Source organism: Halobacteriovorax sp. (assembly GCF_048381875.1).
Taxonomy (GTDB): Bacteria; Bdellovibrionota; Bacteriovoracia; order Bacteriovoracales; family Bacteriovoracaceae; genus Halobacteriovorax_A; species Halobacteriovorax_A vibrionivorans.
The window spans coordinates 22,339-34,960 of record NZ_JBLXBP010000005.1 but is presented as its reverse complement, the minus strand read 5'-3'; the positions used below and the strand labels follow the sequence as shown (position 1 = coordinate 34,960).

Annotated in this window: 12 protein-coding genes; 3 read left to right on the top strand and 9 right to left on the bottom strand. The window is 35.7% G+C overall.

Annotated features, from left to right (window positions below):
• Positions 1 to 134 precede the first annotated feature (134 nt).
• From ACN5L8_RS13680 to ACN5L8_RS13665, 4 genes are all read right to left on the bottom strand, one after another.
• On the bottom strand, positions 135 to 2,411 hold the full coding sequence (locus tag ACN5L8_RS13680) for a CHASE2 domain-containing protein (protein WP_419173296.1): 2,277 nt from the start codon (positions 2,409 to 2,411) through the stop codon (positions 135 to 137).
• A gap of 11 nt (positions 2,412 to 2,422) precedes the next feature.
• Positions 2,423 to 3,994: a hypothetical protein gene (locus ACN5L8_RS13675; protein WP_419173295.1), complete on the bottom strand. Its 1,572-nt coding sequence runs from the start codon at positions 3,992 to 3,994 to the stop codon at positions 2,423 to 2,425.
• Positions 3,995 to 4,126: 132 nt separating this feature from the next.
• Positions 4,127 to 5,509: a FecR family protein gene (locus ACN5L8_RS13670; protein WP_419173294.1), complete on the bottom strand. Its 1,383-nt coding sequence runs from the start codon at positions 5,507 to 5,509 to the stop codon at positions 4,127 to 4,129.
• A gap of 173 nt (positions 5,510 to 5,682) precedes the next feature.
• Positions 5,683 to 6,045: an ArsC/Spx/MgsR family protein gene (locus tag ACN5L8_RS13665; RefSeq protein WP_114706282.1), complete on the bottom strand. Its 363-nt coding sequence runs from the start codon at positions 6,043 to 6,045 to the stop codon at positions 5,683 to 5,685.
• Between the two features lie 87 nt (positions 6,046 to 6,132).
• Here ACN5L8_RS13665 and hemF point away from each other — a divergent pair, with 87 nt between their 5' ends.
• Positions 6,133 to 7,032, top strand: coding sequence for an oxygen-dependent coproporphyrinogen oxidase (gene hemF, locus ACN5L8_RS13660; protein ID WP_419173293.1), 900 nt, complete (start codon positions 6,133 to 6,135; stop codon positions 7,030 to 7,032).
• Here hemF and ACN5L8_RS13655 read toward each other — a convergent pair whose 3' ends face one another.
• Positions 7,033 to 7,182, bottom strand: a complete 150-nt coding sequence (locus tag ACN5L8_RS13655) for a hypothetical protein (RefSeq protein WP_158536813.1) — start codon at positions 7,180 to 7,182, stop codon at positions 7,033 to 7,035.
• A 176-nt stretch (positions 7,183 to 7,358) separates the two neighbouring features.
• Between ACN5L8_RS13655 and ACN5L8_RS13650 the strand changes: the two genes are divergently transcribed.
• Both ACN5L8_RS13650 and trhA read left to right on the top strand, forming a co-directional pair.
• A complete protein-coding gene (locus ACN5L8_RS13650; protein ID WP_114706280.1) occupies positions 7,359 to 7,586 on the top strand; it encodes a hypothetical protein in 228 nt (75 codons plus the stop codon).
• 101 nt (positions 7,587 to 7,687) lie between these two features.
• Entirely contained in the window at positions 7,688 to 8,320 is a 633-nt protein-coding gene (gene trhA, locus ACN5L8_RS13645) for a PAQR family membrane homeostasis protein TrhA (RefSeq protein WP_114706279.1), read from the top strand.
• A 450-nt stretch (positions 8,321 to 8,770) separates the two neighbouring features.
• Here trhA and ACN5L8_RS13640 read toward each other — a convergent pair whose 3' ends face one another.
• The 4 genes from ACN5L8_RS13640 to sufC are packed head-to-tail and all read right to left on the bottom strand — an operon-like array spanning position 8,771 to position 12,616.
• Complete coding sequence (locus tag ACN5L8_RS13640) at positions 8,771 to 9,334, bottom strand: NifU family protein (RefSeq protein WP_114706278.1); 564 nt, start codon at positions 9,332 to 9,334, stop codon at positions 8,771 to 8,773.
• A gap of 24 nt (positions 9,335 to 9,358) precedes the next feature.
• Positions 9,359 to 10,579 (bottom strand): aminotransferase class V-fold PLP-dependent enzyme, encoded by a 1,221-nt coding sequence (locus ACN5L8_RS13635; RefSeq protein ID WP_419173292.1) that lies wholly within the window; start codon positions 10,577 to 10,579, stop codon positions 9,359 to 9,361.
• Positions 10,579 to 11,829 (bottom strand): Fe-S cluster assembly protein SufD, encoded by a 1,251-nt coding sequence (gene sufD / locus ACN5L8_RS13630; protein WP_419173291.1) that lies wholly within the window; start codon positions 11,827 to 11,829, stop codon positions 10,579 to 10,581. Before sufD ends, ACN5L8_RS13635 begins: the two co-directional genes overlap by 1 nt.
• 28 nt (positions 11,830 to 11,857) lie before the next feature.
• A complete protein-coding gene (gene sufC / locus ACN5L8_RS13625; protein WP_114706275.1) occupies positions 11,858 to 12,616 on the bottom strand; it encodes a Fe-S cluster assembly ATPase SufC in 759 nt (252 codons plus the stop codon).
• Between the last annotated feature and the right edge of the window lie 6 nt (positions 12,617 to 12,622).

Sequence of the window (12,622 nt, the reverse complement as noted above, 5' to 3'; positions counted from 1 at the left end):
TTGATATAAAATAGAAAGCAATTAAGGCTTCCTATTATAAGTTATTTCAAATTATGAAATTTTACTCATCGCATCCCGAAAATTATCCAGGAACCTATTTGCAAAGAAAAGCCTGCGATATGCAGGCTTTTTTGTTACTTACTCGTTAATGTGAAAACCCCATCCCATTCTGGTGGCGGTGGAAGTTTCTTATAATCCTCACAACGCTTAATGTAAATCTCACTAGGATTTGTCTTTACGCCTTTTAGATCAGGAAAACGCATATATTCTAATTCAAGTGTTACCTTGAATAACTCAATGGCCTCATCCCACTTTTGTGCTTTATATAATAAAATTGCAGCAGAGAATTTCTCTGATAGTTCTTTAAGGTAGTCAGGAGCAGTCTCTTTAAGCCCAAGGAGATCATATGTCGTTACATGAATTGATTTTCCTACAACCTTAATTGTATCAAGTTCTCTCCATAGGAATTTATCACCGGCCATCTCAACTGTTTCTTTGGCAACTTGAGTAAAGATACCATACTGCTTTGCTGACTCTTCCAATCTCGCTGCAAGGTTTACAGAGTCTCCCATCATTGTGTAATTCATACGTGAAGCGGATCCCATATTTCCTGTCACAATATCACCAGAGTTAATACCAATTCTCATACGCATATCATGAACAATCTTTGGCCATTTATCTCCTTCAGAGACCCATTTCTTTCGAAGCTCTAGTAGCTTCTCTTGCATACGATGAGCCACCATACATGATCTTTGGGCATGATCAGGTAATTCCATTGGAGCACCAAAGAAAGCGATAATAGCATCTCCTTCATACTTATCGAGAGTTCCCTTTTCTTCTAAGAGAATATCAGTCATTGCTGTTAAGTATTCATTTAGTAATTCAACCAATTGAGTTGCGCTTAACTTTTCAGAAAAGCTTGAGAAGCCCTGAATATCTGTGAAGTAGGCGGTTCTAATTCCAGATGTACCACCAAGAGTCGGTGCGTGACCTGATTCATACATTTCATCGATTAACTCTGGAGAAATATAGTTCCCAAATGCATTCTTTAGAAAGGCCTTGTCTTGATTGGCCATGTAGAAATTTACAATGGTGTTCCATCCATAGCACATTGTTAGCGCAAAGAAGCACCAAAATAATTTTGTCTCATATCCTTGTTCAACAAAGTAATAAGTATCTGCATAAAATAATACCATTACGAGTACAACTAAGATGGCCAAGTCATAAATTGGATTTTCTTTTAATTGAACTAATAGAAGAATAATAACTGAAATAATAAGTAGCAGCCAAGATAGTTTAGCCGACTCTTTAAATGGTTTAAAATAATAACCATCAATAAGCATCTGAGCAAAGTTCATATGAACCATTACTCCTGGAAGCATTGGGTGAACTGGCGTATTTCTTAAATCGTGTGCACCATAAGCAGTTGCACCCACAAAGACGAGAGCATCTTCAAATAAGTTTTTAAGCTCCTCATCATTTGGATCCTTTGTGATAATGTCATAAATTGGAATACGCTTGTAGGTTTCTTCTCCACCTGTCCAACGTACCTTTGTTTCACCTTTGAGATTTAATTCAATATCGCCTTTCTTTGTTTTTAAAATGGGCTTCCCACCGGCTGTACTAAGATCAAGTTGGGTTTTAAAGATTTTATCCATTTTTGATGGATCATCGTATTCGTCAAATTCCCCAATCCAGTGCATATAGGCAGTTAGTCCATATGATGGAACATGAACTTCACCGTAAGGGAAGGCGAGTGCTTTATAATGTCTAATAACACCATCTGTATCTGCTGTTGTTTCAATAAAACCAAGTGAGGTTTCTGCATCAATAAGCTTTTGTAGAGGATAGACTGAGTCTGAGATAAATGTTGGATACATCTCATAATTTGCCCCTCCAACTTTTGTCGTTAGAGCAAAAATATAAAGATCATCTGGAATTGATGTGTAATGTTCAGTTCCTCCGACTTGTAGATTGTATGGAAGAATAACTCTATTATTTGGTACTTCTTGAAAATACTCGATAGCTGCAACGAGATCATCATCAGGGTTTTGCCCATTACATGTCATTGAGTCTTCCGAGAAGAAAACATCAAATGCAACAATCTTTGCTCCATAACCACGTAACTTCTTAAGCATTTCGGCCCATTTTGTTCGAGGGATTGGCCATGAGTTTAATTTTTTAATCGAGTCGTCATCGATATCTGCTAGGATGATTTTTGGGTGTGGCTTTCTCTTGTGCATTGTTTGAAGCATTCTAAAGTCATAGAAACGGTTTTCAAAAAATGATGCATATGAAGTTAGATCACGCCATTTTGCTTCATAGTCTTTACTGTAAAGTGAGAAGAACACACTGACACATGAAAAGATAATAATTATAAAAAGCCCAATATTCTTAACAATATTCTTCATAAAAACCTATTTTAGTAATCGTAATTTAATTCAAATGATGTTTGATGGGCCGTATAATTACTGGCATCTTCATCTGATATATTATTTGTGTAGAGGTATTCAACATTAAAAGATAGATTTCTATTAATGACTCGAATGAACTTTGTGTTAAAACTTATATTACTTTCTATTCCTCTTGCCGCATCTTGTGACACATCATCGTAACTTATAAGCATATCAGCAAGGCCAATATTTAAAGTTGTATTAGGAAATATTCCAGGATAGAGATAATCAAGTCTAAATAAGTGTGAGTTTGTACTAAGTGTCTCATTATTTTCGTAATCACTTATATCGTATTGGTAGAGAAGAATAAAGATACCGTAATTCTTTTTAATAATTTGATCGATTGAGAAAATTGTTGATGAACGGTTTAAACTGTCGTTGTAGTAAGTAAAACTTTGAGACTTAATAGAGATTGATGTATTGCCAATTTCAAAATGTGGTAGTTCTGTACCTAAGCTGAATTGATTTGATCGATAAGTATATTGTCTATCTTTTTCACTATTAATATCTCTGGCCTGATAATCGTATGTGTAGTTTAGAAAAAAACGAGCAGGTTTCTTCTCATATCTATAGGCAAAAGAAAAGTCGACTTCTGGAGTGATATTATAACTATCATTTGAAAAAATAGCAGTATCATTTCGGTCTGAGTAAGTCGTACTTGTAAGTTCAAATCGAGGCGTTAGCGTATATCTTCTTTTAAAATTATAGGCCTTACTAATATTAAAGCGTGTTTGAGAATAGAATGAATCTTTATTTGTACCAGTTGAAGATGGAAGGTCATCAGATCTCGTCACGTTATTATCATAAGCAATCTTTTCACTTACACCTAGGTTTAGTCTTTGACTTGGTAGGGGAGCACCGTTAACAAGTTTATCTTCTTCTAAATAGAACTCTTTTCTTATATCCGAAATTCTCTTATCAATATCATCAGCTGTGGAGCTATTTGGAAGTATATTAATAGCACGGTAAAGATCTGGAAGGATGTATTTTTCAACAATTTCAGATGCTCTATTGGTACCTCTTGCAATATCTAAGTTTATAAGGGCAACTTGATAATAAGCAATTTGCTTCATCTCTATTGAAGTATCTTTATTCTTTAAAAGTAATTTGTAGTATTTCTTTGCTTGTGGAAGATCCTCTTTAAGCTGATTGATATATGCAATGTAATAGGTTGATTGTTCAACTTTGTACTTTATTTTTATCGAGTTTTTAAAGTTATTAATGGAATCATCAAGTTGATTAATTGCGTATTGGGCCTGCCCTAATTCATAATAGATTTCTTTAGCGTCATTCTTATTCTTTAATGCATCCTTAAAGTATTTTATGGCCAACTCAAAGTCTTGAAGTCTTGCGTGAGAGACTCCTAAAAGATAACTTCTTACTCCTAAGTATTTCTGATCTTGTCTTTTCTTGTATTGCTCTTCATTAAGCTTTTCTATTACATCTTCGTAATTAGCATTTTCAAATTCTTGATATATAGATTGTAGGCCTTGAGCAAATAGAGAGTAGCTCAATAGTGATAGAAGTAATAATTTCTTCAAAGTCATTCCTTTAACTTTAATTATAATTTTAGGTGCTTGCCAATTAATTTTACTGATAATTAGGGCAGTTGAACAGAGGGAATTTGGCCGCATTAGACTTAATGCGACCTATAGTTGATTTTTCTAGTTGGTTTATGGCTGCTTTTCTAAGATAACTCGGATAACAGTGCGATTTGTTGAAGATAGTGGGTCCTTTGTCGATTCAATCATATCGTCACGATCACTCATCGTATCTTCCATCATTTTATCTTCTTCTGTTGAAGCTGTCGTTCGATTTGGATCAGTAAGAGGAGATATCGTTGTGTCTTCCATCTTCATTGTATCGTCCATTTGCTCGTCCATGACATCGTATACATTAGTTACTTCTTTCATGTCTGAATTTGTTGTATCCATAGTAGAGGTTGAAGCCGGTAGTCTCGTTAATGAATCATCTTCTTTTTCGATAAAGTTACCGCTTTCATCAACTTCATAGTAGTCATTTGTGTACATACCTGTTTCTTTATCAAAACTCCCCATTTGAACAGGAACGATTACTTCATTTGTCATTGGGTCCATCGCTGCATTCTTTGGCGGTGGAATATAAAGTGCGTTCTCTGTATCAACATATCCACCATCTTTTAAGGAGCCTTTAGGAGTATCTTGTGAAATTTGAATTTTCTTCTTTTTCTTTGCTTCACTAGCAGGGCCTCTAATGCTGCTGTCAACTTTTGCCATCTGATCAGCTACTTCTGTATTAGTTGAAGCACTAAAGCTCTTGCTATCAACTCCTGGAGGGATAATATTTCTTGCCATTGGCCTTACTTTTTTATTCTTCTTATCCTTAGCATTTGTCATTTTTGAGCCATCGTTATTTTCAAGGGCCTTAAGTTGCCTTTTATTAATTTTAACTGGAGCAATTGGTTTTGAGTCGATTGCAGGCATAACTCCTGATAACTGACCTCTTTTAACCATTACGGAAGTAGGTGAAGAAACAACTTTTTCTAGGCGATCTTGTCTAAAGTCAGATACTTTAAACTTTGAAAGAGAACCCATTGCAACAGCACCTTCAAATGTAATAAGTGTTGTATTCTGGTTTTTCGAGTTGTAGTTAACTTGAAAATCTGTTCCTCTTACACCCATGGCCGCTGTTTTTGTTTTAATAAAAAGCTTTGATTTCTTCTTATCTATTTGTAGATAGTTCTTAGAAACCTTTGATCTTAGCTGTCCGTTTACGAGATTAATAATTCCGGCCTTCTTTTTAGGAAATTGCTTAATTTCCATTTGTGAGTTGGCCCCAAGTGTTAGGTTTGATTTATCAATGAAGAGCAATTTAACAAAGCTTCGACTCTTTGTTGTAATACTGGCCCCTTCTGGAACCCAGTCTCCCTTCTTAAGTTTTTTCTTTGTCTGAGTAATAAAAACTTTCCCTCTTTTTTTCATAACCTTAGCAACACCTTTGTCACCGGCCGCATTGAGTATCGAAAAGTTCAATACTAGTGCAATTTGAAAAATGATGAATTGTTTTAATAGCTTCATGACGTCGTCCCCAACAAATTAAACTCATTTATACTTATCGTAATTCAAAGTTATTTCTTAAGCTTAAATATACGTAAATATTGAGAAATAAAGGGACTTAGGGATTTCTTATATATTTGATATGACAAGAAACTGTGGCGGTGAGGGCCACCACAGTATGAGTTTTCAGCTATTTATATAATTGGATCAAAACTATGGGCATCCGGCCTACCAATGGCCGCTTTCTTATCATCATTGACGAGAATAGGGCGCTCTAAAAGTTTTGGATTTTCATGAACTAGTTTTGCCCATTCCATATCACTTAATTCTTTACCAGCAAGACCTAGGTCCTTAAATAGGGCCTCTTTTGTTCTGATTAGTCCATCAAGTGGTGCAAGTCCTGTGTACTTGATTAGATCAAGGAATTCTTTTTCCTCGACACCGTCTTTTAAGTATTCTTTCACGCGAAAGCCAACTCCTTCTTGGATTCCTTTTGACTCAAGATACTCAAGTCCTTTACGACTTTTAGAACAACGTGGGTTGTGGTAATAAAGCATTAATTCAACTCCTGATTAATTATCATTTTTATAAAATTTTGGTATGTTAAATTCAGTAATTTAAATAACCTATATAGGATTTTAGCTATGTCTTTCGATATTGAAAATATAAAAAACGAATTTGCCGCTCACGTTCAAGATTTACAAAATCAAATTAGTGAGGAACTTAAGAGAATCGATACAAAAATTAACTTGAATGAAGATATATGGGAACGCAAGGACTTCGCTGGGAACCCTGGAGGTGGCGGGATCACTCGTGCTTTTGAAGGTGAAATATTTGAAAATGCAGGAGTTAATACATCCCTTGTTTTTGGAGAAGTTGACCCAAAATTTGCTGCTAATATTGGCGGTGATAATAATCAAATGTGGGCAACAGGTATTTCTCTTATCATTCATCCAACAAACCCAAGAGTTCCAACAACTCATGCAAACTTCCGTATGATTCAAGCGGGCTCAAAGGTCTGGTTTGGCGGAGGAGCTGATCTAACTCCATTTTATCCTCATGAAGATGACTTTGAGTACTTTCACAAGGTTTGGAAAGATGCTTGTGAACCATATCGCCATTGGGATGAGTGGAAAGAAAAGTGTGATAATTACTTCGTTAATAAGCATCGTGCCGACGAGATGCGCGGAATTGGTGGCTTCTTTTACGATCACTTCTTTTCTGGCGATCCTCAAAAAGATCTTGCGATGTTTAAAGAGATTTCCTCAAATTTCATTAAGTCATACTTTCCAATCGTAGAAAAAAGAATGGATGAGGAATTTGATGATGAAGATGTAGACTTCCAATTACACCGTCGTGGACGATATGTTGAATTTAACTTACTTCATGATCGAGGAACCCACTTTGGTTTAAAATCTAATGGAAGAACAGACTCAATCCTAATTTCACTACCAAAAAGAGTGAAGTTTACTTATCGCTATGAGCCCAAAAAGCCGGAGCATAAGAAAATGATGGAGTATTACTTTCCTAAAGACTGGGCCTAGTTAGCTTGCTTGTTTATTGATTAATTCTTGAAGTAACTTATCTGTATCAATCTCAAGGCCATGTGTTTTGGCCAATGATTGAACTTCTTCAATTTTTTGCTCAAGCTTTGTAATTTCGCATAGTAGGCGGTAGCAATTGTTAATCATCATATCCTTGGCCCCCTTGTTAGATCTCTTAAATATAAGTTTGGCATATCAAACAATCGGCGTCTAGAGGAAAAAACTTAACTCTTTTCATTTTTTTGTATTTAACTAGTAATTTTAAATACTTCCATGTATGGTTCCAGCTGACTTTTACGTAAGCATAGCTTAATCACGAGGTACCAATGTCAAAAAAACTACAAGAGCTACTAGCTGATCTTGAGAACTTCTCACCAAAACAAATGAGAACATTGAGAAATAATTTAAATAATCGACTACAAAGTTTCTCAAATGAATATAAAGAACCAAAAGAGCTTCAACCTTCGCATAAACTTTATGGGCTTGAAGAAGGTGAGTGTCGTGAGCTTCTTGGTGTTGTTAAAAAGAAACTAATTCAGGCCAAGTTTAGTTAAATAATAAGGCCGTTCTAATCACTTGTTCAATGTTTGTAATATAAATGTAAAAGCTTTGCTAATCGCTTTAATTGAACATTGTATCCGCGTATGCTTTCAACATGGAAAAGCAAAAACCCATATTAAGAGGTTGGTCACACCAGGTAATGTTCTTTGTTTCCCTTGGTGCCTGCTCTCTACTTATCGCAAAGAGTGCAAATACAACTCAATATATATCGACGATAGTTTATTCAATTGGACTACTAATGATGCTTGGGGTGAGTGCTTTTTATCACCGCATTCATTGGGAGCCACGTAAAAGAGATCTTTTAGGGCGACTTGATCATAGTGCTATCTACGTTATGATCGCTGGAACGTGTACACCAATTACATTGCTTGTATTAAACGGTGAATCTGGATCAACCCTTCTAATAAGTATTTGGACAGTTGCTGCAATTGGTATTTTAAAATCAATCTTCTTTCCAAATTTACCTGAAAAGGTAAGTGCTCTTATTTATCTCATTCCAGGCTATATGGTATTGCCTTATGTCTCAGAACTTATGCCAAAGCTTGGCGTATCAAATATTGTTCTCTTAATTACTGGTGGTGTGCTCTATACAATTGGAGCGTTATTCTATGGACTAAAAATGCCTGGCCGAAATGCTAAATGGTTTGGTTATCATGAGATCTTTCATCTCTTTGTTTGTGTGGCAGCAGTTCTACACTTCATCATCATTTATTCTATTGTAGGTTAATCTGACATCGTAAACGTCAGAATGTCAGGATTTGTAGATTTATATATTCTGTGAATTTAATAATATAGAGATAGAAAATGAGTGATAGCAATATCAATTCATAAAATCTTCTTGTTTGTTTTATTTAGGGCACCCATGTGGGTGTCCTTTTTTATTGGTGCCATGCTCTTTTTGTTTCGCATGTGCTAAGGGGGGGGGGGCTTATTTTAGCTGCGCTAAAATGTCGCTTTTATTGGTGACATGCTCTTTTTATTTCTCATGTGCTAAGGGGGGGGTGCTTATTTTAGCTGCGCTAAAATATCGCTTTTCTTTTGCGTGACCTTTCTCTTTGGCCCAGGAGCAACAAAGCCGGGCTTGAACCCGGCTTGTTGAATTATTTTAATTTCTTTTGCATGGGGGCCTAGCGCCGCGTCCTATTGATTGGCTTTGGCCAATCAATGCCGCGTGCGCTTACCAATCAGGAGCAATATAAACATCAATCTCTGGATTATATTCTGCTCTCAGAGTTGATTTAATTGCCTCAAGCGTTCCAGTTGTTGAAGATGGACATGTTCCACAAGCACCTTGGTATCTCACAAGTAGAATATTATCTTCATATGATACAGTTTGGATATCTCCACCATCTGCCTGAAGGTATTGACGTACAGTTCTATCAAGAACTTCTTCGATATCTTTAAGTTCTTTAGGAAGGTTTTCACGCCTTTCTTTTTCTGGGTCAAACTCTTCAAACTCTGGATTGTGATTTGGAAGATCATGCTTGATTGTTTCCACTACTTTTTCTTCGATATCTTCCCAGTCTTCATAATTAAATTTTGTAATCGTAATCACATTTTCAAAAAAATGGATTTGATCGATACCTCTAATTGTAAAGAGGTTAATACCTAAGTTTACCTCTCCACACTCCATAGGAGTTCTAAAAGTAGAAGATCCATTCTTTTTCACGTCCATATTTAAAATGAACTTCAATGCATTTGGGTTTGGAGTTGGTTGAATATCAATATTTACTTCACTCATATAATTATCCTGTGTATTACTTCTTTAAAGAAAGTTTAATGCCTTATTTAATGCTTTGATAAAAATATCAATTTCTTCTTTTGTATTATACAACGAGAATGAGGCGCGTGCAGTAGCACTTACGTTGAACCTTTTCATTAAAGGCTGTGTGCAGTGATGGCCAGTTCTAATTGCAACACCTTGGCGGTCAAGGAGAGTCCCCAGATCATGTGGGTGAGCTCCATCCACAACAAAGGAAAGTACTGATGCCTTTTGTTTTGCTGTCCCTATTACTTGAACCTTTTCAATCTCAGTAATTTTTTGAGTTGCATAATCAAGTAGTTCTTTCTCGTATTTCTTAATCACATTCAAGTCTGTATCTATTAAGAAATCAATAGCAGGCTTAAGGCCAATACCACCAGCAATATGTGGTGTACCAGCTTCAAACTTGTGTGGTAATTCGTTATATGTTGTTTTTTCAATAGTTACGACATCAATCATATCGCCACCACCTTGATAAGGAGGCATGCTTTCTAGTAACTTCTTTTTTCCATATAGTACGCCAAAGCCTGTTGGCCCAAACATCTTATGAGAAGAAAAAGCTAGGAAATCACAATTTAAGTCTTGTACATCGACTTTCTCATGAGCAATTGATTGTGCAGCATCAACACAGAAATAGGCACCATGATCATGGGCCAAAGAAATATATTTCTTTATGTCATTTATTGTTCCAAGACTATTTGAAATATGTGCCATTGAAACAAGTTTAACGTTACCTTCTTTTAAAAGCTCGACATAGGCTTCTTCATCAATATCCCCATCATCTGTAATAGGAATCTCTTTTACCTTTGCTTCAATCTTTTCTGCTTGAATCTGCCATGGAACAATATTTGAATGATGCTCCATTGTTGAGATTAAAATAACATCATCTTTTTTTACATAATGTGGAACAAAGGAAGCAGCCACTAGGTTTAAGCTATCTGTTGTACCTTTTGTGAAAATGATTTCACAACGAGACTTAGCATTTAAAAGATCTTGAATAGAGTCACGAGTTTGTTCATATTGAATCGTCCCATGCTCACTAAGGTAGTGAACACCTCTGTGAATATTAGCAACATCATTAGTGTAATGATTATTCAAAGCTTCAATAACACTGATGTGCTTTAAAGTTGAGGCTGCGTTATCTAAGTAGATTAGAGGCCTATCATGAACTTTTCTTTCAAGTTGTGGAAATTGGTTTCTAATATTATCAATTTCTAATGCCATTATTTAGCCTCGCTTTGATCTAGGTGATCAAATGCCTCTTTCTCAAACGAATCAAATAGGATTTCACTTAAGAAGTCCTGTAGCTTTTGGTTTTCAATTTTCATTATTGCATCTGAGCAAAATGCATGAATAAGAAGCTTTTGTACGCGCTCTTTTGAAAGTCCACGTGATTGTAGATAGAAAGCTTCCTCATCACTCATTTGACCAACAGTTGCACCGTGTGCACATTTTACATCATCGGCGTAAACCTCAAGTTGTGGACGTGTATCAACGTGGGCCTTCTTCGATAGAAGAAGATTTTTATTAAGTTGTTCAGAGTTAACTAATTGAGCATCACGACAAACAAGTACTTTTCCTGTGAATACACCGCGGGCCTTGTCATCAAGTACACCTTTAAATAATTGTGAACTTTCAGTTCTTTCTTTTATGTGTGAAATCAATGAGAAGTTATCAGTGTGTTGCTCACCATTGATGGCATAGAGTCCATCAACACTACAAGTAGCTCCAACTTCATTCATGCGAACACGAATCTCATTACGTGACTTCTTTGCACCTGTTGTAAAAGTAAATGAATTGAAGTTTGCATCTCTTGCAATGTCTGCGTTTACACTTCCAGCATGAAAGGCGTTTAGGCCTTCTCTTTGTACCTTGATATGAGAGATATTCGCACTATCTGCAATTTTGAAATTTGTAACAGAGCTAATATTATATGCTTTAGTTTCACTTCCAGTGAAGATCTCTACAAATTCAGCTTTTGAGAATTTATCCGCATTTACATGAATTCTTGGAAGTGAAAATTCTCCTTCAAAATCAGATAGGTGAACAATTGAAATAATATCATCAGCAACATAGTTTTTTGGAACAGTGATGTTGATAACTTTTTCAACTGCTGAAGCGTTTAGCATTGCAAAGATATCTTGTTCGTCACAATTTGCATCTTCTGCTACTAGATCGACTTCTTCTAAAGTGATTTCTTCAGGTAGAAATGAGTCAGCTTTTGAGTATTTACCATTTAGAAATACTGCTTGGTACTTACCAGCTACTTTTACGTTCTTTAACATCGCTTCTTGTGTTGTCACTTTGAAGTTTTCAGGGAGAACATCAGTAAGCTTTGTGTAAAGCCAATCTTCCATTTTCGTATGTGGAAGACCACGGGCCTTGAAATTATCAAAAGCCTCTTTATTTGATTGTGATTTAGTATAATTTCCTAAGTCACTTATATATTGATCTGTCAGTTCTTGGATATTCATAACGATACCTTTCGCTTTCTTATTAGTATTACTTAACTAGCCAGTCGTAACCTTTTTCTTCTAGCTCTAGTGCAAGTTCTTTTCCACCTGACTTAATAATTTTTCCACCACTAAGTACATGAACATAGTCAGGAACAATATAATCAAGAAGTCTTTGGTAGTGAGTTACAAGAACAATTCCATTATATTTTGATTTAATAGCATTAACACCTTTTGCAACAATCTTAAGTGCATCGATATCTAGGCCAGAATCTGTTTCATCTAGTAGTGCAAGTTTTGGATTAAGTACGGCCATTTGAAGAATTTCGTTCTTCTTTTTTTCACCACCAGAGAAGCCAGTGTTTACTGGGCGATCGAGAAATTCTTCTCTCATCTCTAGTAGTTCTAGCTTTGGTCTTAGAAATTCTCTAAATTCTTCTTTTTTCATTTCAGCAGCACCTTGTGCTTTTGAAACTTCATTAAATGACTCTAGTAAGAAATCAATATTTGAAACTCCAGGTACTTCAATAGGGTATTGAAAACCAAGAAAGATACCATTCTTTGCTCTTTCATCTGGCTCTAATTCAAGAAGGTTTGTTTGTTTACCATTGATATTGTAATCAATTGTTCCATCAGTTACTTCAAATGATGGGTGACCAGCAATTACCTTTGATAGAGTACTTTTACCTGAACCATTTGGCCCCATAATTGCGTGTACTTCACCTGGTTTAACCTCAATAGAAATTCCTTTTAGGATTTCTTTTTCTTCAACTCTTGCGTGAACATCTTTAACTGTAAGTAAGCTCATATTTAT

Bases quoted from the DNA above. Each gene is read 5' to 3' on its own strand.
- ACN5L8_RS13680 (WP_419173296.1), bottom strand. From the start codon at position 2,411: ATGAAGAATATTGTTAAGAATATTGGGCTTTTTATAATTATTATCTTT.
- ACN5L8_RS13670 (WP_419173294.1), bottom strand. From the start codon at position 5,509: ATGAAGCTATTAAAACAATTCATCATTTTTCAAATTGCACTAGTATTG.
- ACN5L8_RS13665 (WP_114706282.1), bottom strand. From the start codon at position 6,045: ATGCTTTATTACCACAACCCACGTTGTTCTAAAAGTCGTAAAGGACTT.
- hemF (WP_419173293.1), top strand. From the start codon at position 6,133: ATGTCTTTCGATATTGAAAATATAAAAAACGAATTTGCCGCTCACGTT.
- ACN5L8_RS13655 (WP_158536813.1), bottom strand. From the start codon at position 7,182: ATGATGATTAACAATTGCTACCGCCTACTATGCGAAATTACAAAGCTT.
- ACN5L8_RS13650 (WP_114706280.1), top strand. From the start codon at position 7,359: ATGTCAAAAAAACTACAAGAGCTACTAGCTGATCTTGAGAACTTCTCA.
- trhA (WP_114706279.1), top strand. From the start codon at position 7,688: ATGGAAAAGCAAAAACCCATATTAAGAGGTTGGTCACACCAGGTAATG.
- ACN5L8_RS13640 (WP_114706278.1), bottom strand. From the start codon at position 9,334: ATGAGTGAAGTAAATATTGATATTCAACCAACTCCAAACCCAAATGCA.
- ACN5L8_RS13635 (WP_419173292.1), bottom strand. From the start codon at position 10,579: ATGGCATTAGAAATTGATAATATTAGAAACCAATTTCCACAACTTGAA.
- sufD (WP_419173291.1), bottom strand. From the start codon at position 11,829: ATGAATATCCAAGAACTGACAGATCAATATATAAGTGACTTAGGAAAT.
- sufC (WP_114706275.1), bottom strand. From the start codon at position 12,616: ATGAGCTTACTTACAGTTAAAGATGTTCACGCAAGAGTTGAAGAAAAA.